This window comes from Bacillus sp. CH_70 (assembly GCF_038007045.1).
GTDB classification, from domain to species: domain Bacteria; phylum Bacillota; class Bacilli; order Bacillales; family Bacillaceae_G; genus Bacillus_A; species Bacillus_A cereus.
In genome coordinates this window covers 3,068,654-3,089,186 of record NZ_JBBOWL010000001.1, presented here as the reverse complement: position 1 = coordinate 3,089,186, position 20,533 = coordinate 3,068,654, and the positions used below count along the sequence as shown (strand labels likewise).

The window sequence follows — 20,533 nt, the reverse complement described above, 5'->3', positions numbered from 1 at the left end:
TTGACACCTTTTTTAATAATCTAACATCTAACGTATTTACGTTTGAAACCAACTCTTCCTCTATCGACTTCTTTCTGAATACTTTCGGAAGCATTTAACAAACTGCTTTTTTTATTATCACGTTTTACTTCAACTATACCAACTTCTTTTGCAGTCTCGATTGCTTTTTCGTGTAGTGGCACATATGAAATTGCTACAGTATTTATAAAATTATTCATAGCAGATTTTGTTCGTTCTGGCGCAGCATGAATTGTATTTTTTACAATTTCAAGCATATCGGAAATTTTGCTTTCGACAAATTCATTGTCTTTGCGATTTCCTAAAAGCCAGCAGTAGCAACTCCAGCCCGCTGACATTCGTAGCTCATCCCCACTTGCAATCCATTTATCCGCAACGTCTTGGGCGATAGTTGACTCCGATAAAGTTACTGCTACCACATAATCAGATAGCATATAAAAATATGCCCCGTCCATCCAGAGATCAAAATCAGACTCATTCATAGCTTTTGGATCTGCAATAATGCCTGCAAAGTACATAGCATCGTAGTTACCTGTAGCATAAAGTTCCTCAGCTAACTCTTGATTTACTTTTATTTTCTTAGCGATTGGTTTCATAGCACCTGTAGCTACGCCAAAAACTGGCTCGTGTGCACCGTTAGAGATGTATGTTTTTTTCGTTCTTTCCTTACCAAGGGCTTCAAGCTCTTGCATGACTGTTTTAAAATCCATAGCTGTGCACTTCCTTCCTTAATATAAGTAATCATCTAGCTTATATATTTTCAATTCTAATACTAATCGTATGTGAGTAGGATGTCTACTTTCTATAATATTCCCGTATTAATTTTGAAAGCCTAGCTATTCATACTTATGAGGATACTATATTAATGTAAAGGGAGGGACAATACGGATGTAAATAATATTTTATCTTTGGCTCTTTCTCTGTATTATCATGTTATTTTATAATAAGGAAATAAATAGCATTTTAAATTAAGTATGTGAGGTTAGTTATAAATGATAAAGAAATTTACTAGAGTAGTATTAACTATGGTTATGCCAATCAGTCTTATTACAGGTTGTGGAGCTGCTGAAAAAACTGAAGCACAAAAGCCGAAAGGGGTACAAAAGGAGAAAAAGGACTATACGGATTACTCATATGGTAGCAAAGGTATACTAGTAAGCGGAAAAGCGAAAGAACGGCAACAATACGAGATTGGATATATAGATGATAACAAGTTAATTGGGATTGATGAAAATATTGAAGACTGCATTATTTTAGATAATAAAGATGAAGTAGGTCTCATTTGGAAACAAATAGAGCGTGGATCTATTATTGAAGTGCAATACGGTAAGGATCGCAATGATATTGTAGGCGTGCAATTCGTAGGAGATCGTGAGCCATACGAAATTAGTGATAAGTTTGATCGAAATACGATAAACGAAATTGTCGGACAAGTTAAAGGTAATTTGTAATAGTATATAATGTGAAAGAAATAGCATTTACTATAGCTATTAAAGTGTGGATCGTTGAAAATGCTTTTGACGGTATTGGTAATTAGTTGTAAAATAATTTTTGTTGACGGATTTTGTAAAAAGTATGTTAGATGAAATTCATTTGTAGGGATGACATATAAATATTTTCTTAATGGGCATAAAATAATATAATTTAAATATATAAATAAAAAGAAAATATATTAGAAGTACATAGTAGATTCGTATTTTTAAAATTAATATGACAACAAAAGGAGGTTGAGATATATACACGGCGAAAATGTGTGTATATCTATTTATAATAATGAATAAGACAATCAAACAACAAGTAATCGCACTATCAACAAGTCTAGTGATTTTAGGGAGTGTACCTTTATCAGCATCAGCAGAAGAGATAAACAAATCTCAAACTGATCAACTAAATATTGCCCAAGGAGAACATGGAACGAGCGGATTAAATTATTCTAATTTCAAGTTGGAAGTTCCTGATCATGTACAAGTTAACGAAGCAGAAGTATCTGAAAATGAAAAAATGCTTTTAGAAGAATATAAGCATAAACATGATGAAACAGAAGAATTAAACAAAATGAAAGATGCAAAGAAGGGGCAAGTAGCAGAAAAGGAAGCTATTTCAAATATTGAAAAGGCATTTGAATCTGTAGATGGTCGAAATGATGGATCTGATCGTCAAATGAAACCTGTTGCAAAGCCAAGAGGTATTCAATATAGTGCACCGAGTACGAAGAAATATGGAACACTTGCAGGAGTTCCATTTGTAGAGTGGATTGTTCCAGCAGGAAACTCTGATATTCGTCCTGCAAATACGATGAAAGCACGTTACATTACAATCCATGAGACGGCAAATACGGCCGCTGGTGCTAATGCTGAAAATCATGCGAAATATCTATATAAGCAAGCAACGGAAGGCACTTTCCGAACAGCTTCATGGCATTTTACTGTAGACGATAAACAAATTTATCAACACTTACCAACAAACGAAAACGGTTGGCATGCAGGAGATGGAGATGGATCAGGAAACAGGGAGTCTATCGGTATCGAGATTGCGGTTAACCAAGACGGTGATTACAATAAAGCGTTAGAAAATGCAAAACGACTTGCAGGTTATTTAATGAACAAAGAAGGAATTGGTGCAGATCATATTTACAAGCATCAACAATGGAGCGGGAAAAAATGTCCTGACATTTTAATTTCACGTGGTAATTGGGCTGGTTTCGTACAAGGAATTCAGTGGTATGCAAATATAAATGCGCAGATTGATACGCCTTTACAAGATAAAAATGAATCATTTGATCCAAATGAAAATAATCCAGCTGAACCTAGCATGGAACTAGTGGTAAATGGTAGTGGCATCAATGTACGTAGTGATGCGGGTATTGAACATCGTGTTGTACGTAAAGCTTCAAACGGAGATCGTTACAAAGTATTAGCGGTTAAAAATGGTTGGTATAAAGTAGGTAATGGAGAATGGATTTTCTATGACCCAAGTTGGATTAAAATTAACTACAATGTACCAAAGGAAGAAGTACAAAAGCCTAAGGAAGAAGTACAAAAACCAAAAGATGATATTACAGGTGGCTGGTTTGAAGGGCATATTCGTAAATTAAACAGTCTAGGTATTATGCAAGGTGAAGGCAATGGTGTATTTGCGCCATATCGAAATGTAACGAGAGCGGAGTTTGCGAAATTAATCTCGAATGCTCTTAAACTACCAGAGGGAAATAAGTCATTTGTAGATATTAATGAGGCACATCCATCACTTCATGACGGTATTAAACGTTGTGCAAGTGCAGGAATTATTAATGGTCGTGGTGAAGGGATTTTTGATCCTAACTCACCAATTACTCGTGAAGAAGTATCTATTATGATTGACAAATCATTACGATACAAAGGAATTACAGGTGAGTTAGTAGCATTACCATTTACAGATAAGCATTTAATAACATACAAAGAATCGGTTCAACGATTATACAGCTTAAAGGTAGTTAATGGTGTTGGAAATAATGAGTTTGATCCCCAAGGTACAGCAACTCGTGGTCAGGCAGCTGCCTTTATTGTGAAGATGTTAGATTCAATGCAAAAATAAAATAAAACTTTAATCAGTGGGGCCACTCGCGTTGCAATCGAGCAGTTTATTCACCGAATTTTGAAATGAGAGTTTTACTGCCTGCAAATAGCAGAATAAATTGTATGTAGAAGCTGACATTGGTAGAAGTAAAAAATAGGAAGAATTTGAAAGGAGCTATCCAAAATAATAATTTGGAATAGCTCCTATTTAGTAGGAAGAACAAATTGTATTTCATAGATTGTAATGCAGAATGCCCTTCCAAGCCCCTCATAAGCCCCTACCAAGTAATAAATCACTAAGAAAAAACAAAAACAACTACAAGAACAAAACAAGCACGAAAAAATGAAACCGGCGTTGTAGTAGTAAAAAAAATTGTAATTCGAATGCCAAAACCATTCCCGCATTCCTATTTTTATAATGAAGGATTAAAATCTTCTTATTTACTAGCAAAGAGTGGAGGGAAACATATGGCGGTATACCGTAATGTGCAGGTGAACTTTTGGCAAGATGAATTCATATTAGATTTAACGCCAGAGGAGCGTTATTTTTATATATATTTGTTAACTGGTACGAAAACGAAGCAATGTGGTATTTACATATTACCGAAGCGTGTGGCAGAGCTTTCATTTAGCGGAGCGCCGATTGGTTATGAAGATGAAGAAGATGTATGTGTATTTGACATTCAATTTTATAAAGCAGGTACGGTAAATCGTGGTTCATATGAATACGATGAAATTGATGATGAAAGACGCATTGTACCAAAAGAAGTAGATAAACGCTTCTTTAGTGAAATGTTATATGATGTGCAAGTAGCGACAGGTGCAAATCTTGGGCATAATGAAAGTTGGCGTAGCAAACGATAAGAAAGACCCCCTTCATTGGTAGGAAAATGAAGGGGGTTTTTTAATGTTTTTAAAAGGTTCATTCTCAAAAAGAAGCGAATAGTGTGAGAAAGGGGTGGTTATATGGAGGTAGTTATAAAGAAGAAACGAAAAAGGGGAAGAAGAATTTTTATTTGGGCTAGTAGTATCGTTCTCTTGTTAGTTATTTCCGCTGCGATTTTTTTGAACATATATACGCTGAAATCTATGCCAAAGATAGATGGAACGATAAAGCTAGAGGATTTACAACAGGCTGTTACGGTGAAGCGTGATAGTAAAGGTGTACCGCATATTAAATCGGAAAATGCACATGATTTATATTTTTCACAAGGATATGTGCAAGCGCAAGATCGTTTGTTTCAAATGGATTTAAGTAGAAGACAAGCGTCTGGTATGTTAAGTGAAGTTGTTGGGGAAGCAGCTGTTGACCGAGATAAATTGTTTCGAACACTCGGTTTACGGCGAGCGGCCGAAGCTTCAGTTAGTCAATATAATGGAGAAGCGAAAGATGCCCTGCAGTCATTTGCTGATGGGGTGAACGCTTTTATACGTGAGGCGAAAAAGGAAAAGAAATTACCAGTTGAGTTTACTATATTAGGTTATGAACCTGCTGAGTGGTCAATTGTTGATACTTTAACGATTGGGAAGTATATGGCATTTGACTTAGGAGGACATTGGCACGGACAGGCATTTCGATATTGGGCGCTGAAAAATCTTCCGAAAGAGCAAGCGAATGAGCTATTTCCTGCATATCCGAAAGATGCTCCTAGATTGCTAGCTGAACTGAAAAATACAAATGTGGACGTAGCACAAAGTTTTTCAAAAACGATAATTCCGCCGGAGTTTAACGGTAGTAATAACTGGGTTGTGAGCGGTGAGAAGAGTGCGTCAGGTAAGCCAATTTTAGCAGATGATCCTCATTTATCTCTTGCGACGCCTTCTATTTGGTATCAAACGAGACTTGAAATGAAAGGTTTAAATGTGAGTGGCGTTATTTTCGCTGGAGTACCAGGTGTTATATTAGGCCACAATGACAAAATAGCGTGGGGCGTTACGAATACGGGGCCTGATGTGCAAGATTTATATATTGAGAAGAGAAATCCTAATAATGAAAATGAATTTCTGTATAACGATAAATGGGAGAAAGCTACGGTAGTTGATGAATCGATTAAAGTAAAAGGCGGGAAGACAATTCCTTATAACGTTACGATTACGAGGCATGGGCCAGTAATTTCAGAGTTTGCGGATAAGGGGAAGGAAACAGTATTCTCTTTAAAGTGGACTGCTTTAGAACCGTCAGCTGAGCTAAAAGCTGTATTAAATATGAACAAAGCAAAAGACTGGACGGAGTTTGAAACCGCTCTTCAAGATTTCCATACACCAACGCAAAACTTTGTGTTTGCATCAAACGATGGCACGATTGCTTATAAAGCGAATGGAAATATACCAGTGCGTAAAAAAGGCGATGGTAGCTTGCCTGTTCCAGGATGGACAGATGAATATGAATGGGAAGGATATATTCCATTTGATCAGCTGCCGAAAGTTATAAATCCGAAAGAAGGTTTTATTTCAACTGCGAATAATAAAATTGTTGATGATGATTATCCGTACCATATTAGCAATACGTGGGCACAGCCATATAGGCAAATGCGTATTCAAGAATTTTTGCAAGAGAAGGAAAAGTATACGGTGAAAGATTTAGAAGAGTTACAGATGGATCAAAAGAATTTATACGGGAAAGAGTTTACTCCTATATTTTTAAAAGAGTTAAATAAAGCATCTTTAAATGAGGTAGAGAAAGAAGGTGTAAACCAATTAACAAAGTGGAATTTTTACGATAGTAAAGATGAAGCGGCACCATTAATATTCCATTTATTAATGAAAGAGATTTCAAATACGTTATTTTCAAAAGAAATACCGAAAGATGTAATGGAGTTATTTAAAGGGAAGTCACAAGTTGTGGATGAATTAATCCGGAAACAAGTAGCAGGAGAAAATAGTGCATGGTTTTCTAAGTACGGAGGTTTCACAAAAGTTGTGCATACATCGTACGAGAATGTAATGAAGAAATTGCAGAAGGAATATGGACCCGATGTTGGGGCCTGGAAGTGGGGCGATTATCATCAACTCGCTTTTACACATCCAATTTCGAAATCATCTAGTATGTTAGCGTTACTCGCTTTTAATCGTGAGAAACCAGTTCCAATTGGCGGAAGTCAAGTTACCGTTCAAGCAGCGAGTTACGGCGATAACGGCATTGTAAATCACGGGGCTTCTTGGCGATTTGTTATTGATACGAAAGATATGTCAAATGGTTATCATATCGTAGGGCCAGGACAGTCGGGACATTTTAGAAGCGATTGGTATCATGATCAAATAGATGATTGGGTAAGTGGAACGTATCATACGACTACATTGAATACGGAGGGAATAGAGGGTAAGGTGCTAAATTTAGAACCGAAGTGATAGGGTGTTTTTGTTTGTGGAGGGACTAGTAATAATCTTTTTGATAATGAAAGCTTATCATTTAGAACATAACCCAGTTCTTAAATAATTTTAACAGCCAGCCTACTATCATTTAATTTGATAGTAGGCTGTTTCCATCTTCGAAATACGCTGTAGCAACTTCTTCAGGATTACGATTATTTCCACATGCTGCAAGTGCTGTAACAAATAAAGCCATTACAACTATTAACATGATTATTTCAGTTTTGAGGGGAATTAGTTAACAAAGACCAGGTATTATTTGCAACAGAACGGTCCCTCTGTACCCCTTGTTTCGTCATTTTTCTAGGCCATCCAACTTGACAAATGTTTTTTTATCAAACTACAATGAAAACCATTATCAATAATATAGGGAGGATACTTTTGTCAATAAATGAAAAACAATATATTTATAGGTTAATAACCAGATCTTGTTAAGTCGTATGTACTATTTTTAGTTTAGCGTTGCCCAGAATGTACACCAATTAATCTCGCGAATTACAAGAAAACTATTATTGAAATGAGGCGTGCATTGTGAAGTTGGACGTGAATGAGTTAGCAGAGTATCTTGCCAATAATCCTTTCCGAGTAGAAGGAGTATATCGTTATGCTAAAAATCCAGGTGTGCCTTGTGCTGAGTCTACAGATTCTTTCCCAGGATTTGTATTTCCACTTACAGGGAAGACGCAATTTAAATTTAATGGTACGCCGTATATCCTTTCCCCAGGAAAAGTTATACATGGGGGTGCAAAAATGACATTAGCCCATAAAATGCTTGGTGAAATAAACTGGGAATATATTCTTGTTTTATATCAGATAAGCAATTCAGAACGAGAAGACTCTTGCTTTACTCATCAGCATTTTGAATTATTAACAGGACAATCTCCTCGTCTTGTCGAATTACTTATGCGTCTTTGGGATGTGTATAATCAGCGTGGAGGCATTTCGATGCTTCAGACCGAAATGCTGTTTCGCGAAGCGTTGAATGAAGCTTTATTAAGTGTTGTCAATAGAGAAAACAACTATGAGTCGCATACTTTATTCGAACGAATATCTAGTTACGTTCGTAAATACTATTATAAAGATATTACAATTCATACACTTACAGAACAAAATAATGTTAATCGAAATCGTCTTTCTTACGTGTTTAGAAAGCATGCAGGTATGGGGGCAGCAGAATATTTATTGAACTATCGTATAAAGATGGCTCAAAAAATGTTATGTACAAGTGATGTGCCTGTACAACAAATTGCGCAGGCTGTTGGAATCGCAGACCCTTTTTATTTTAGTAGAGTTTTCAAGAAGCGAGTTGGCATTTCGCCTACTAAATATCGCGAGAAGTTCATCAATAATCCATACTAATGTCAACAGGGGTCCATTCTTATTTGAAAATCACTGTTCTATACTTATGGAGAGTTAAAGGAAACATTGGATTGAAAGTACTTTCATTGAAATCACTCCTTTGTACGATCTGAATGAAAAGTTCTGGCCGGAGCATTTTCTTTTTAAGCGTAATAACGACTTTTTTACTTATATTACTGTAATATAGTGGAATTTGAAAGTGAGGAGGGATTATTATCCATTACCAACCTATTAAACTAAATGACGAGTTATCTAAAATTAACGATTATTGGTATCCACAAGTGATTGGTGAAATGAATGACGATCAAATTCAGCTTTTTAAAGCTAATGGAGATTTTATATGGCATGAGCATCCTAATACAGATAAGCTATTTATTGTGCTTGAAGGGGAGATGTTCATCGATTTTCGTGATGGACAGGTGAAAATTTCTAAAGGCGAGATGTTTATTGTCCCGAGAGGCGTTGAGCATAAACCTTTCACTGAAAAGGAATCCCATATCATGTTGGTAGAGCCTAAAAGGGAAATGGATTGATAATTGTAAAAAGATAAAAAAGGAGCGGAAATCCGTTCCTTTTTTATTTATCTTACTATTTTTAGGAGCTTAGTATGAGTAAGATGTGAATAAAGGATGAATAGCATTTTTATCAATAAAAATTTATTGGATTTTTTGTGGAATATATATGAAACGTTGTATAAAATAATCAAGAAAGCCAAAAATTATAGGGGGAAAGTTGTGAAGAAAAATAAGAGTTTAATAAGTTTTTTAGGAGTGTTTCTTATGTTGTTTTCTTTTTGTTTTCAAGGAAATGTACAGGCAGATGTAAATACTGTTCAATCTGGAAAAATCAAATCAGGAAACGTAACAGTATGGGAAGTTGGAAATGTAGCGAAAGTGTTAGCTGATGTAGAGCGCTTAAATTTAAATACAGTAAATGTACCGATTCAAGTAGATATCCCAAATGTGACTTCTACGAACATGGTAATTAATCAAGCGCAAAAGCAACAAGCTATTATTTTAATTCAAGAATTATTAAAGCGTAATATTCAAGTTATAGTGGAACCGTTCCCGTATATTCAGCAGGGGAATGTTGGAGAGACAGAATGGAACCCAAGTAACATTAATGATTTCTTCTGGAATTGGAAGACGGTTATTCTGCAAGATATTTTTAATTCCATTACAAGTAAATACAATGTGTATGGACTAAAGATTGCTTCTAATTTCGTGAATATGGAGTATGCAGAAGGATACTGGAGCGATACAATTGATTTTGTTCGTAATCAGTATAAAGGAAATGTTTTGTATCAAATGAACTGGTGGTTAACAGCAAGCTGGGACCCTTCTTATGAAGCGAAGTTTAAAGAAAAAATCAATCGCCCGTATTTAAAAAAGGTGGATATTGTTAGCATAGACAGTTGGTTTGAAGTTTCAGGAAAAAGAAATCCAACATATGAAGAAGTGAAGCAAAGTTTATTTGCGACAACAGTATATAATCGTGGGCAAAATGTTGTTCAGCAATTGGAACAATTACATAATGCAACAGGAAAGCCAGTTTACTTCGGTGGATTTAACGTTCCAGCACGTGAACTTGGATTACAAAATCCATGGAATCCAGATGTTTCAAATGTGTTTTCGAAGGATGTGCAATTAAATGGATGGCGTGCTTACCGCGATGTATTAGAACCGAAACCATATTTTAAAGGTTTTTCAATTTGGTTTATTGGCTCTAATGATAGTACACATGCGTATCAAATACATAGTAAAGAAGCAGAGGCAGTTATTAACGGGTGGTACAGAAAATAAATTTTATAAAATAGGTAAGTTTTAAAGTTTACTACATATATTTCTAGTGAAAGGCCTTTCACCATCTTATCACCTAGGGGGCAATCATAATGAAATTTTTGTCTTACCTTACAGTAATTTTGGTGATTCTTGGCGGTTTGAATTGGTTATTTGTAGCGTTAGATTACAATGTAGTTGAGAAATGGTTTGGTTCTATGCCGGCGCTTGTGGACACTATTTATTGGCTCATTGGTCTCTCTGCTATTTATCAAATTTTTGATCGGTTCTTTACGAACGATTAGCTATTATTCTTTCATTATTAGAGTGTTAAGTACGATTATGTACTTAACACTTTTTTATATGTCCATAAAAAAGTCTGCACTTGCAAGCGATTCCATCGCGTCTTGCGCCCTAATAATAGAAAACAAATTGACCACATATTATATTTTAGGTTATAATTCAGAAAGTTTAAAAAATAATCCGATGAGAAATAGGGAGGTTATGAGGGTAATGGAGAGAGTCTATAATTTTTCAGCAGGACCATCAATACTCCCTTTGCCAGTTTTAGAGAAAGTGCAAAAGGAGCTATTAAATTATAACGGGACAGGCATGTCTATTATGGAAATGAGTCATCGATCTTCTTATTTTCAAAGTATTATAGAGGAAGCGAGTAACTTACTTCGTGAATTAATGAGCATCCCTGATGAGTATGAAGTTTTATTTTTACAAGGCGGTGCGTCATTACAATTCTCTATGATACCGTTGAACTTAATGAATACGTATAAAAAAGCTGGATACGTACTAACTGGCTCATGGTCTAAAAAGGCATTGCAAGAAGCCGAAAAAGTTGGGGAAGTACAAGTGATTGCTTCTTCCGAGCAAGAGAAGTTTACTACGATTCCTAAACTGGACGGTTTATTAAGTGATGAAAAACTAGATTATGTACATATTACAACGAATAATACAATTGAGGGGACAAAATATGTGGACATTCCACATGTAGAAAAAGTGCCGCTCGTTGCGGATATGTCCTCAAATATTTTATCAGAGCGATATGATGTTTCGAAGTTTGGTCTTATATATGCGGGGGCGCAAAAGAATTTAGGACCTGCGGGCTTAACGATTGCTATTATAAAAAGAGATTTAATTGGGGGAGCAGATCGCTCTTGTCCGACAATGTTAAATTATGAAACTTACAGTAAAAATAACTCCTTATATAATACACCGCCGTCCTTTAGTATTTACGTAACGAAACTTGTACTAGAGTGGTTGAAAGAGCAAGGCGGAGTATCTGCGATTGAAGAACAAAATAGAATGAAATCTTCACTTCTTTATCATTTTTTAGATGAATCTAAATTGTTTACTTCACCAGTTGATCCTACGTATCGATCACTTATGAACATTCCGTTTACAACACCGTCAGAAGAGCTGAACAGTGAGTTTTTACAAAAAGCGAAAGAACGAGGACTTGTTACGTTAAAAGGGCATCGATCAGTCGGTGGTATGCGCGCTAGTATTTACAATGCGATGCCAGTACAAGGCGTACAGCAATTAGTAAATTATATGAAGGAATTTGAGCTTGAGAATAGATAGGGAGATGGGGATATGTTTCGTGTTCAAACGTTAAATCAAATTGCAGAAAAAGGTTTGCAAGTTTTTACTGAAGAACGTTATGAAGTAGGAGATAGAATCAAGCATCCAGATGGAATTTTGCTTCGTAGCTATTCTTTACATCAAGAAGAGTTTTCAAAAGATTTAAAGGCGATTGCAAGAGCTGGCGCTGGTGTAAATAATATTCCTGTCGAGCGATGTACAGAAAAAGGAATTGTAGTATTTAACACGCCGGGGGCAAATGCAAACGCTGTAAAGGAACTCATTATTGCCAGTCTTATTATGTCTTCACGTAACATTATTAATGGTGTAAGTTGGACGAAAAACTTAGAGGGTGAAGAAGTACCACAGCTTGTTGAATCAGGAAAAAAACAATTTGTTGGATCAGAAATTGCAGGGAAACGTCTAGGTGTTATCGGACTTGGCGCAATCGGTGCTTTAGTTGCGAACGATGCGTTAGCGTTAGGGATGGATGTTATCGGATATGACCCTTACATTTCAGTTGAAACAGCTTGGCGTCTTTCTACACATGTGCAAAGAGCATTTAGCCTAGATGAAATTTTTGCAACATGTGATTATATTACATTGCATATTCCTCTTACGAATCAAACGAAGGGGATTATTGGGGAACACGCTGTAGAGAAGATGAAAAGAGGGATGCGTCTATTTAATTTCTCTAGAGGAGAACTTGTAGATGAAAAGGTTCTTCAAAAAGCATTAGAAGAAGATATTATTACACATTACGTAACGGACTTCCCGAATGAAAACGTAATAAAGATGAAAAATGTAACAGCGACGCCTCACCTTGGTGCATCTACGTCTGAATCAGAAGAAAATTGTGCAGTAATGGCAGCACGTCAATTACGTGAATATTTAGAGACAGGAAATATTCGTAATTCAGTAAACTATCCAAACGTAGAGCTACCGTATATCGGAAAGAAACGAATTACAATTATGCATCAAAACGTCCCGAATATGGTAGGGCAAATTACAGGATGCTTAGCGGAACATCATATTAATATTGCCGATATGATTAATCGTAGTAAACATTCTTGGGCATACACAATGATTGATATCGATAACGGAATTGATGATATAATAAAAGAGAATATTGTAGAAAATATAAGCAAAATTACAGGTGTTGTAGCCGTTCGAATGATTGTGTAAAGGAGAGAGGAATGTGGCAAAAATACGACCGTTTCGGGCCATTCGTCCAGTAGAGGAAAAAGCGGCACAAGTGGCAGCTTTACCGTATGACGTATTAAATAGTGAAGAGGCAAGGGAAGTTGTAAAAGGGAATCCATATTCTTTCTTGCATGTTGATAAAGCAGAAATTGATTTAGATCCTGAACTGTCACCGTATGATGATCGCGTGTATGAAAAAGCGGGAGACAATTTAAAGCAATTTATACGAGAAGAAGTGTTCATACAAGATGAAGAGCCAGCGCTATATATTTATGAACTGACGATGCAAGGAAGAACGCAGTCAGGCCTTGTCGTTTGTACATCTATTGATGAGTATGAAGATGATACAATTAAAAAACATGAAAGAACACGTCATGAAAAAGAGCTAGATCGTATTCGCCACGTAGATGTGTGTGACGCAAATACAGGTCCTATCTTTTTAACGTACCGTACAAAAGATGAAGTAAAGCATTTAATTAGAAGCTGGAAAGAAGAGCATGCGCCAATTTATACATTTACAGCAGAAGACGGTGTTAAGCATGTTGCGTGGAAGATTGCAGATGAAGATGTAATTACGACTTTAGTAAACGCATTTGAAGATATTCCTAATCTTTATATTGCAGATGGGCATCACCGTTCTGCATCAGCTGCAAAAGTAGGACTTATGCGAAGAGAACAATATCCAAATTACACAGGAGAAGAGGAATTTAATTTCTTCTTATCGGTTCTATTCCCTCATGATGAATTATCGATTTGGGATTATAACCGAGTTGTGAAAGATTTAAATGGCTTATCAGAGGAACAGTTTTTAAATCAAATTACGCAGTACTTTTATGTAGAAGGAGCAACTGTTTCTCCGTATAAACCAAATGAGCCCAAATCATTTGGTATGTATGTAAATGAGAAGTGGTATAAGCTTACTGTGAAAGAGGAAACATTTGATGCAAATGATCTTGTTAGAGGTTTAGATGTATCTATCCTGCAAGATCATTTATTAAGCCAAGTGCTTGAAATACATGATCCGCGTTCTGATTCACGCATTGATTTTGTTGGCGGAATACGGGGGCTAGAAGAACTAGAACGCCTTGTGAACAGCGGCGAATACAAAGCAGCATTCGCATTATATCCGACATCTATGGAAGATTTATTAGCAATCGCAGATGCCGGAGAAGTCATGCCGCCGAAATCAACGTGGTTTGAACCGAAACTTCGCAGCGGGTTGTTTGTTCATTCTTTAAAATAAATAGACTTCTTTAGTTAGAAAAACCGAAATGATTTTTAGTTTCGGTTTTTCTTATTTTACAAGTGTTTTTGAGGAGGGGTATGAATGAAATTGCAAGTAGGCGAAAAAATCACCTTTGAACGAACTTTTACGAAAGGGGATGTTGCGTTATTTACAGAAGTATCGAAAGATGAAGGCGTTCATCATGTTACACCAGATGAGCAGGGAAGATTTGTTGTACAAGGGCTGTTAACATCAACATTGCCTACAAAAATTGGCGGTGATTATAACGTACTAGCTCGCAAAATGGATTTTGAATTTTTACGTCCTGTTTTTAGCGGCGATACGATTCGTTGTGACGTAACTATTGAACAATTTGAGCCTGATGAAAAAAATCGTACAAAAATTATTGCGACGTTTATATGTAGGAATCAACTTGAAAAGGAAGTTATGAAGGGGAGTTTTTCGGGGATTATTCTTTAATTAGTAAGAAAAGAAATGAATAGGTGGGGGCATGATGTCTCTAGGGCGTAGATTTTTAATTCCCCCATGAAGAAAATTTTATGCATTGCTGAATACTGATAATATACTCTGTTCATTTTTAACTTGAATAAACTCGTCAACAAAAAGGACATTCCTAGTATTACAAGAAATGTCCTTTCCACTAAATTATAAGGTATTTTGCTGAAATTCAAACTCTAAAATTAGTTTACTAGTTTGACCTGTAAACTGATAATTATAGGATCCTCTCAGGTTTTCTAAGTTACCGGTAGCTTTAATAATTGTTCCTGGGGAATCTAAATTTCCTTTATCAAATATTCCTTGCTCTAGAGCTGTAAATGTCCCTTGTTGCCCCTTATAAATCCCTTCAAAGTGTAAAAATCCAGAAATTTTAGCAGTAGCTAAGTGACCATCATTTATATTTGAGTCTAAATAATATAATAAGTATTCAACAAAAGCCGTTCCTTTTAATTCCCCATCAATATCATATTCGACATGAGCAATATTAATAGGGAAATCTTTTTTATTATCATCGATTGGTTTTTCATCCCACTTACTTACTGTAAATGTTACTTCCATACACGTAATCTCCCTCCAATTATATACTTTTAAAAAGTACCAATTCACAGACATATCTCATAGGAGTGTTTTTATTCATTCCACGCCACTTTCCAAAATAGAGAAAGATCCATTTTCACAATTAATTTCTGCCATTGCACCGTAAGGTAAAATAAACTTCGGTTCAGTATGGCCAAAATTTAAATTATAAAGAATCGGCAAATCTTCTAAGTTATGTTCCTTCATAACCTGTAATATTTCCTGTTTATATTCTTCATAGTATTGTTCATCTTTCGGTTTACCAAAAATGATTCCTTTTGCTTTTTGCAGAATACCTTGTGCTGCATAATTTCGTAACCAATATTTTATATAACTTGGTTCTGGATGATCTTCAGAAGTTTCAAAGAAGAGAATACTATTCTCCCAATGTTTTTTCTCAGGCCAAAGTTCCGTTCCTTTTGCAAATTCCAATACTTCAATACAACCACCAATTAAGCGCCCCTGTACAGTGGTAGAGCCTTGAAGTAGCTCATATCCATTGTTTTGCTGCATCGTACGTCTTGTATCCTTATTTATTTCAATCCATTCTAAATGCTCACTTGTCCATTCATGAGCTGGTTGAATCTCGCCAATCGTTTCATTTGAAAAGAGGGTACGATTTACCATTTCAATTGTGTATGGATCCATCTCTACATTTTCGGCAAAATCGGTCAAAATTGCTGGACCGTATAAAGAGGAAAGGCCTGCTTTATGACAAAATAAATGTGAAATAGTAACGTCAGAGTACCCCATAAAAATTTTCGGGTTTTCGCGTATCACATTAAAATCTATATAGGGAAGTAACCGGATGCTATCTTCACCGCCAATATTCGCGATAATTGCTTTCACGCGTGTATCTTTAAATGCTGTCATTATATCTTCCGCACGATCCTCTGGATTGTTATAAAGGTATTCGCTACCTTTTAAGCTATTTGGCATTGGGATAACCGTAAGACTAAAAACTTCTTCTAATCTTTTTACTCCTTGTTCATATCGCCATCTTATTTCAGAATCACCTGCACCGCCCCATGAAGGACTTACTGTTGCTACGATATCTCCTGCTTGTAACCTCTTTGGTTTTATTAACATGTTAACCCCGCTCCTACATAATGTAATAGACTACGATTATACAAACTGTATCATTGAAAAAATATGATGCATGACATTAGTTTCTTCATCGTCAATTCGTTTACCTGCTGGGATTTAAGAATTCAATCTTAGTGTTGAATTGTATTTGAAAATTACAGTATGCAACATTGTATGAGAAAGAAAGTTGCTATTTTCTGCAATCTGTAACTGTAATGATTATAAGTTGATCGTATTCAATCCGAAAAATAAAATCATCATGAATGGAGAGGTTACAGCTTTTCCTGAACAAGAAAGCTAGCGCCTTTAGGCATGGGAGAGGTAAGGGAAGTTGGATACGGAGTGTCACTAAAAATCGCAACGTTCGTGGTACTTTAAGTGTCCGAAGTATAGATAATTTCTTCGTTTTTTTGTTGGGATTTTTAGGGGATTATTCTTTGAGTAGTAGATAGAGAGGTGAAAAAATACACCTAATTAATAGGTGTATTTTTTAGACTTGAAAACCACATATGTATTGAAGATTTCTCTGGGGTACAGCGTATCATTACAGAAATCATGCGTATACATAATAGGTGCTATATTGAATGGTTTCCGAATAAATATGGAAATTGAAAACTAAATAAATCTCAATATTGGTAAATTAAATACCTGTACTATGTTAAGAATTAGTAGGAGCACCGCCAGTATTGCCATGAGATTCAACTTTCGGAGCAGGGAAATGTGCATACCCTTCTTGTTTAGGAGCTCCACCAGTGTCACCGATGTTTAATGCAGGAGCGCCGCCAGTGTGGCCCTCAGAAAAAGAAGGAGCTGGTGGAGACGGGAAGTGAGTATGTCCAGCTTGATTTGTGAAACCTGCGTTTAAACCAAATGCAGCAATACCCGTAAATGCAATACCTACAGCGATTTTACCAATTGTTTTTTTCATTTCTTTAACCCTCTTTCATTTGATTTTTTTGCTACTGTACTATTAAAGAAGTATAAACTTGCTTTCTCATGTTGTTGTTTGTTATAAAACGCAAGAGCTAGTTTTTCAAGATACTCAGAAACATAGATATATAAAGATTCTTTATTGAAGTATTCAATTCCTTCTAAAACAATCGGTTCAATTTTGTCTAATTCAGTTTGATTTGTGAAAGCTTCTAATATAGCAAAGTGATGTTTGTGCTCTTCATTACCAAGTTCAGCAATAAGTTGTTTCCCTATTTTAATGTAGTGGTTTGCTTTGTCTATAAGTCCTAATTTTTCATGTTCTTGAGCAAGTAAGAATATAGCTTTGTAGTGAGAGGGGATCTTTTCAACAACTTGTGTCAAGTGACGAATTGCCTCTTCAGAAAGATTCTGGCTAGCATATAGATGACCTAGATTACCGCGTACATACAGTTGTAATGATTCTTCATTTAATTTTTGGAGAATATCTAACGCTTTGTTATAGCTTTCTTCAGCTTGTTCAAAGTGTCCTACGTCTACATAAGAAGCACCAAGTACACTTAAACAGGATGAAATATTTCTTTCACATCCGTGTTGCGATTCGAAAATTTCTAATGCTTTAGAAGCATTTACAATGGCAAAACTTGGTTGTTGTTGGTGACAATGATAAGCAGCGTATCGGTAATAGAAATCAGCTTGTTCAATTTGACTGTGTCCAGATAAAAGTGCATGTGCTTTTAAGAAATATTCTTCTGCTTCTTGATAATGATTAATTGCTGCAAAATAAATCGCTTTATAATAATGATATAGATAAGATAGGTGTTTATCTTCTGGTTTTTCTTGGTCTTCTATGATTTGAAAACTATCTTTCGAGATTGATAGTCCATCTGTCAGAGCTGTATGTCGGAACTGCAGTAATGCGTAATATAACTGATAAAGTGGAATCGTTTCTGTTTCTTTCAAAAGTATTTCTTCATGTTCTTTTTTAGCTTCTTGAAACTGAATTTGTGCTTCCTTAACGTTTTGCGTTAAGATTGCATGGTACCAAGCTTCTAAATGTTTTGTTGTATATGTATGTCCCTTCAATGAAATGTTCATATTAGCCCCCTTGTATATTTTTTTATATAATTGTAACTATAATGGTAACACAATTAAAAGTAATTATATGGAATTTATTTTTGATAAAAAATATTCAGAATTATATAAGTCGGTAAAACCTGTCAGTCCATGTGTTTTTATGAAGAAAAGGACACAATTGACTATAGAATCTTAATAAAATGATGCCACATGTACAATGCTAAAATAAAAGTTGAGAAAGTATGCATGAGGTGTGAATAGGGTAAGAAGGTAAAAATCCTAGCTACAATAGCTAGGATTTTTGTGTTAAATAGTCTCACCGTGAGCTTCTTGTTTAGGAGCAGGGAAATGTTCGTGCCCTTCAAGCTTCGGAGCAGGAGTATCGCCATGTCCTTCAAGTTTAGGAGCAGGAGTATCGCCATGAGCATCTAATTTTGGAGCAGGAAAATCACCATGTCCTTCAAGCTTCGGAGCAGGAGTATCGCCATGTCCTTCAAGCTTCGGAGCAGGAGTATCAGCATGGCTCTCAAGTTTAGGAGTCGGCGTATCACCAACATTTAAAGCAGGAGCGCCAGTATTACCATGCGCTTCTAACGTAGGAGCAAAGAAGTCAGCGTGACTCTCTTGTTTAGGAGCCATTCCTTCTCCATGAGTATTCGTGTAGGCAGGGGAACCCCCACCATCGCCTTTATTATAAGCAGGAGCCCATGAATCTCCATGTGAATCTAATTTCGAGCTTAAATCAGCATGTGTCTCTTGTTTCGGAGTCCAAGTATCCCCTTTATTATATGATGAAATAGGGGGTCTTCCATGATCATAAGCAGGAGCGCCACCGTAGTCACCATGATTTTCTAATTTCGGAGCAAAAGTTTCACCGTGCTCAGCTTTTACAACGCCGCCATCCCCAATATTTACACCAAAAAGACCAAGGCTAAACACTGATAACCCTACAACAGCTGTACTAATTTTTCTTTTCAATCTATCTCTCTCCTTTTTATTGTTTTATTTCATTTTGTCTAAACGTGGTAGATAAAATGAAACGAATCGTAAAAAATTCCAAATATATTACGATATACGAATAATTCTGTGTAATATTTTGTAAAACCTCCTTGAAATTTGAATTTTATGAAAAAAAATTCGACATGGTTCATTATTCAACTAGTTGAATAAATTTTGATTGAGTTTTTATAAAGCTATTCGTTAACCTTAGGACCGAAAGTGGTTCTTAATTTCTTTATACCGTGGTCATAAGGTTATTTTAGCTTTGAATTAAATTAAAGCCCACTTGCTGTATATTTAAAAATTACAGTATGCAACATTGCATAAGAAAGGGGGTTGCTATTTTTTATAACCTGTAACTATAATGATTACAGGTTGGTCGATACCAATCAAAAAAATAAAATCATCATGAATGGAGATGTTACATATGGGTATGAAAAAAATAATTTTAGCAGGTGCTTTAGGGATCGCAGCATTATCAGGAACAAATGTACCAGGATTAGAACTAACAAAAGCGAGTGCAGCTTCTATTGAATCGAATTTCTCAACGTTAGAAGGACGAGTAGTAGAAGTAGATAACGGTGTGATTGTTGTAAAATCTAAGCAATATGAGGAACCTGTTAGTGTGTATATTGATTCACTTTCAAACGTGAAAGTAGGAGATGAAGTAAAAGCTACTGGATCTATGATGCGTAATTTTACAGAATATATGGTTGCAACTGCAGTTGAAAATACAACAAACAAGTTAGGTATGCACATGAAAGAAGATGGCTCACCTAATTATGTAATTGGAGAAGTATCAAAAGTAGGAACGATGGAAGATGAGGGAGACGGTGCTACTAAATATGTTGTAGTTGAGTATCCATCGCTAAATGGGAAGAAAGATATTATTGATGTTTTCTTAACAAAGGGACAAGTATTTAATGTGGGTGAGAAAGTAAAAATTGATATGAAGTATGTAGGCTGGGGCGGTATTTCTATTAACTGGAACACAGTTGATCATATTGAAAAAGTTCATGAAGCAAAGACGAACGCTGAAAATAATGATGATGTATGGATTTGGTCTTAATAAGGCGAGTATAGGTCGTTATTTGCAATTTTCTCCAAACAATACATGTAAAAACTAAATGTATCATGCAGTACCCATCAAATTATTATGTGTATAACAATTTGATGGGTACTTTTTGTTTTGTGTTTTTTGAGAATAACGGATTTCCAATAAGAATATGATGTTAACACTAGAG

General features: G+C 35.8%; 18 protein-coding genes and 1 pseudogene. 13 read left to right on the top strand and 6 right to left on the bottom strand.

The features are described from left to right. Nucleotides 1-20 precede the first annotated feature (20 nt). Nucleotides 21-728: a DNA alkylation repair protein gene (locus tag N2V79_RS15645; RefSeq protein ID WP_340720046.1), complete on the bottom strand. Its 708-nt coding sequence runs from the start codon at nucleotides 726-728 to the stop codon at nucleotides 21-23. Between the two features lie 282 nt (nucleotides 729-1,010). Between N2V79_RS15645 and N2V79_RS15640 the strand changes: the two genes are divergently transcribed. From N2V79_RS15640 to N2V79_RS15585, 12 genes and pseudogenes are all read left to right on the top strand, one after another. Further along, nucleotides 1,011-1,469: a hypothetical protein gene (locus N2V79_RS15640; RefSeq protein WP_000591650.1), complete on the top strand. Its 459-nt coding sequence runs from the start codon at nucleotides 1,011-1,013 to the stop codon at nucleotides 1,467-1,469. 322 nt (nucleotides 1,470-1,791) lie between these two features. Next, nucleotides 1,792-3,591, top strand: coding sequence for an S-layer homology domain-containing protein (locus N2V79_RS15635; protein ID WP_340720045.1), 1,800 nt, complete (start codon nucleotides 1,792-1,794; stop codon nucleotides 3,589-3,591). Between the two features lie 599 nt (nucleotides 3,592-4,190). Further along, nucleotides 4,191-4,436: pseudogene (locus N2V79_RS15630) on the top strand (MolR family transcriptional regulator); the annotation flags it as partial. 102 nt (nucleotides 4,437-4,538) lie between these two features. Further along, the gene (locus N2V79_RS15625; protein ID WP_000454334.1) at nucleotides 4,539-6,920 is read left to right on the top strand and encodes a penicillin acylase family protein; all 2,382 of its coding nucleotides are present in this window, start codon (nucleotides 4,539-4,541) and stop codon (nucleotides 6,918-6,920) included. A 552-nt stretch (nucleotides 6,921-7,472) separates the two neighbouring features. Continuing rightward, nucleotides 7,473-8,300 (top strand): helix-turn-helix transcriptional regulator, encoded by an 828-nt coding sequence (locus tag N2V79_RS15620; RefSeq protein WP_340720044.1) that lies wholly within the window; start codon nucleotides 7,473-7,475, stop codon nucleotides 8,298-8,300. Between the two features lie 293 nt (nucleotides 8,301-8,593). Beyond that, complete coding sequence (locus tag N2V79_RS15615) at nucleotides 8,594-8,833, top strand: cupin domain-containing protein (protein WP_000997182.1); 240 nt, start codon at nucleotides 8,594-8,596, stop codon at nucleotides 8,831-8,833. Between the two features lie 201 nt (nucleotides 8,834-9,034). Beyond that, nucleotides 9,035-10,102 carry a glycoside hydrolase family 113 gene (locus tag N2V79_RS15610; RefSeq protein ID WP_000739788.1) on the top strand — a complete coding sequence of 356 codons (1,068 nt, stop codon included), beginning with the start codon at nucleotides 9,035-9,037 and terminating at the stop codon, nucleotides 10,100-10,102. Between the two features lie 89 nt (nucleotides 10,103-10,191). Next, nucleotides 10,192-10,383 (top strand): DUF378 domain-containing protein, encoded by a 192-nt coding sequence (locus tag N2V79_RS15605; RefSeq protein WP_000670804.1) that lies wholly within the window; start codon nucleotides 10,192-10,194, stop codon nucleotides 10,381-10,383. 208 nt (nucleotides 10,384-10,591) lie between these two features. Next, complete coding sequence (gene serC, locus N2V79_RS15600; RefSeq protein WP_340720043.1) at nucleotides 10,592-11,674, top strand: 3-phosphoserine/phosphohydroxythreonine transaminase; 1,083 nt, start codon at nucleotides 10,592-10,594, stop codon at nucleotides 11,672-11,674. Nucleotides 11,675-11,686: 12 nt separating this feature from the next. After that, nucleotides 11,687-12,859, top strand: a complete 1,173-nt coding sequence (locus N2V79_RS15595; protein WP_025686842.1) for a 3-phosphoglycerate dehydrogenase family protein — start codon at nucleotides 11,687-11,689, stop codon at nucleotides 12,857-12,859. Between the two features lie 13 nt (nucleotides 12,860-12,872). Continuing rightward, nucleotides 12,873-14,120 carry a DUF1015 domain-containing protein gene (locus N2V79_RS15590; protein ID WP_340720042.1) on the top strand — a complete coding sequence of 416 codons (1,248 nt, stop codon included), beginning with the start codon at nucleotides 12,873-12,875 and terminating at the stop codon, nucleotides 14,118-14,120. An 84-nt stretch (nucleotides 14,121-14,204) separates the two neighbouring features. Next, nucleotides 14,205-14,582 carry an enoyl-CoA hydratase gene (locus tag N2V79_RS15585; RefSeq protein ID WP_098679676.1) on the top strand — a complete coding sequence of 126 codons (378 nt, stop codon included), beginning with the start codon at nucleotides 14,205-14,207 and terminating at the stop codon, nucleotides 14,580-14,582. 186 nt (nucleotides 14,583-14,768) lie between these two features. Here the strand turns inward: N2V79_RS15585 and N2V79_RS15580 are convergent, their stop codons facing one another. The 5 genes from N2V79_RS15580 to N2V79_RS15560 all read right to left on the bottom strand — a co-directional run bounded on the left by N2V79_RS15580 (nucleotide 14,769) and on the right by N2V79_RS15560 (nucleotide 19,268). Continuing rightward, on the bottom strand, nucleotides 14,769-15,179 hold the full coding sequence (locus N2V79_RS15580) for a DUF3224 domain-containing protein (RefSeq protein ID WP_340720041.1): 411 nt from the start codon (nucleotides 15,177-15,179) through the stop codon (nucleotides 14,769-14,771). Nucleotides 15,180-15,254: 75 nt separating this feature from the next. Continuing rightward, nucleotides 15,255-16,286 (bottom strand): S66 family peptidase, encoded by a 1,032-nt coding sequence (locus N2V79_RS15575; RefSeq protein WP_200458158.1) that lies wholly within the window; start codon nucleotides 16,284-16,286, stop codon nucleotides 15,255-15,257. 655 nt (nucleotides 16,287-16,941) lie between these two features. After that, complete coding sequence (locus tag N2V79_RS15570; RefSeq protein WP_088024506.1) at nucleotides 16,942-17,211, bottom strand: hypothetical protein; 270 nt, start codon at nucleotides 17,209-17,211, stop codon at nucleotides 16,942-16,944. Then, nucleotides 17,208-18,311, bottom strand: a complete 1,104-nt coding sequence (locus N2V79_RS15565; RefSeq protein WP_001027120.1) for a tetratricopeptide repeat protein — start codon at nucleotides 18,309-18,311, stop codon at nucleotides 17,208-17,210. Before N2V79_RS15565 ends, N2V79_RS15570 begins: the two co-directional genes overlap by 4 nt. A 285-nt stretch (nucleotides 18,312-18,596) precedes the next feature. Then, a complete protein-coding gene (locus N2V79_RS15560; RefSeq protein ID WP_340720040.1) occupies nucleotides 18,597-19,268 on the bottom strand; it encodes a hypothetical protein in 672 nt (223 codons plus the stop codon). Nucleotides 19,269-19,716: 448 nt separating this feature from the next. Here N2V79_RS15560 and N2V79_RS15555 point away from each other — a divergent pair, with 448 nt between their 5' ends. Then, nucleotides 19,717-20,358 carry a F0F1 ATP synthase subunit alpha gene (locus tag N2V79_RS15555; protein ID WP_000525484.1) on the top strand — a complete coding sequence of 214 codons (642 nt, stop codon included), beginning with the start codon at nucleotides 19,717-19,719 and terminating at the stop codon, nucleotides 20,356-20,358. Nucleotides 20,359-20,533: the final 175 nt, after the last annotated feature.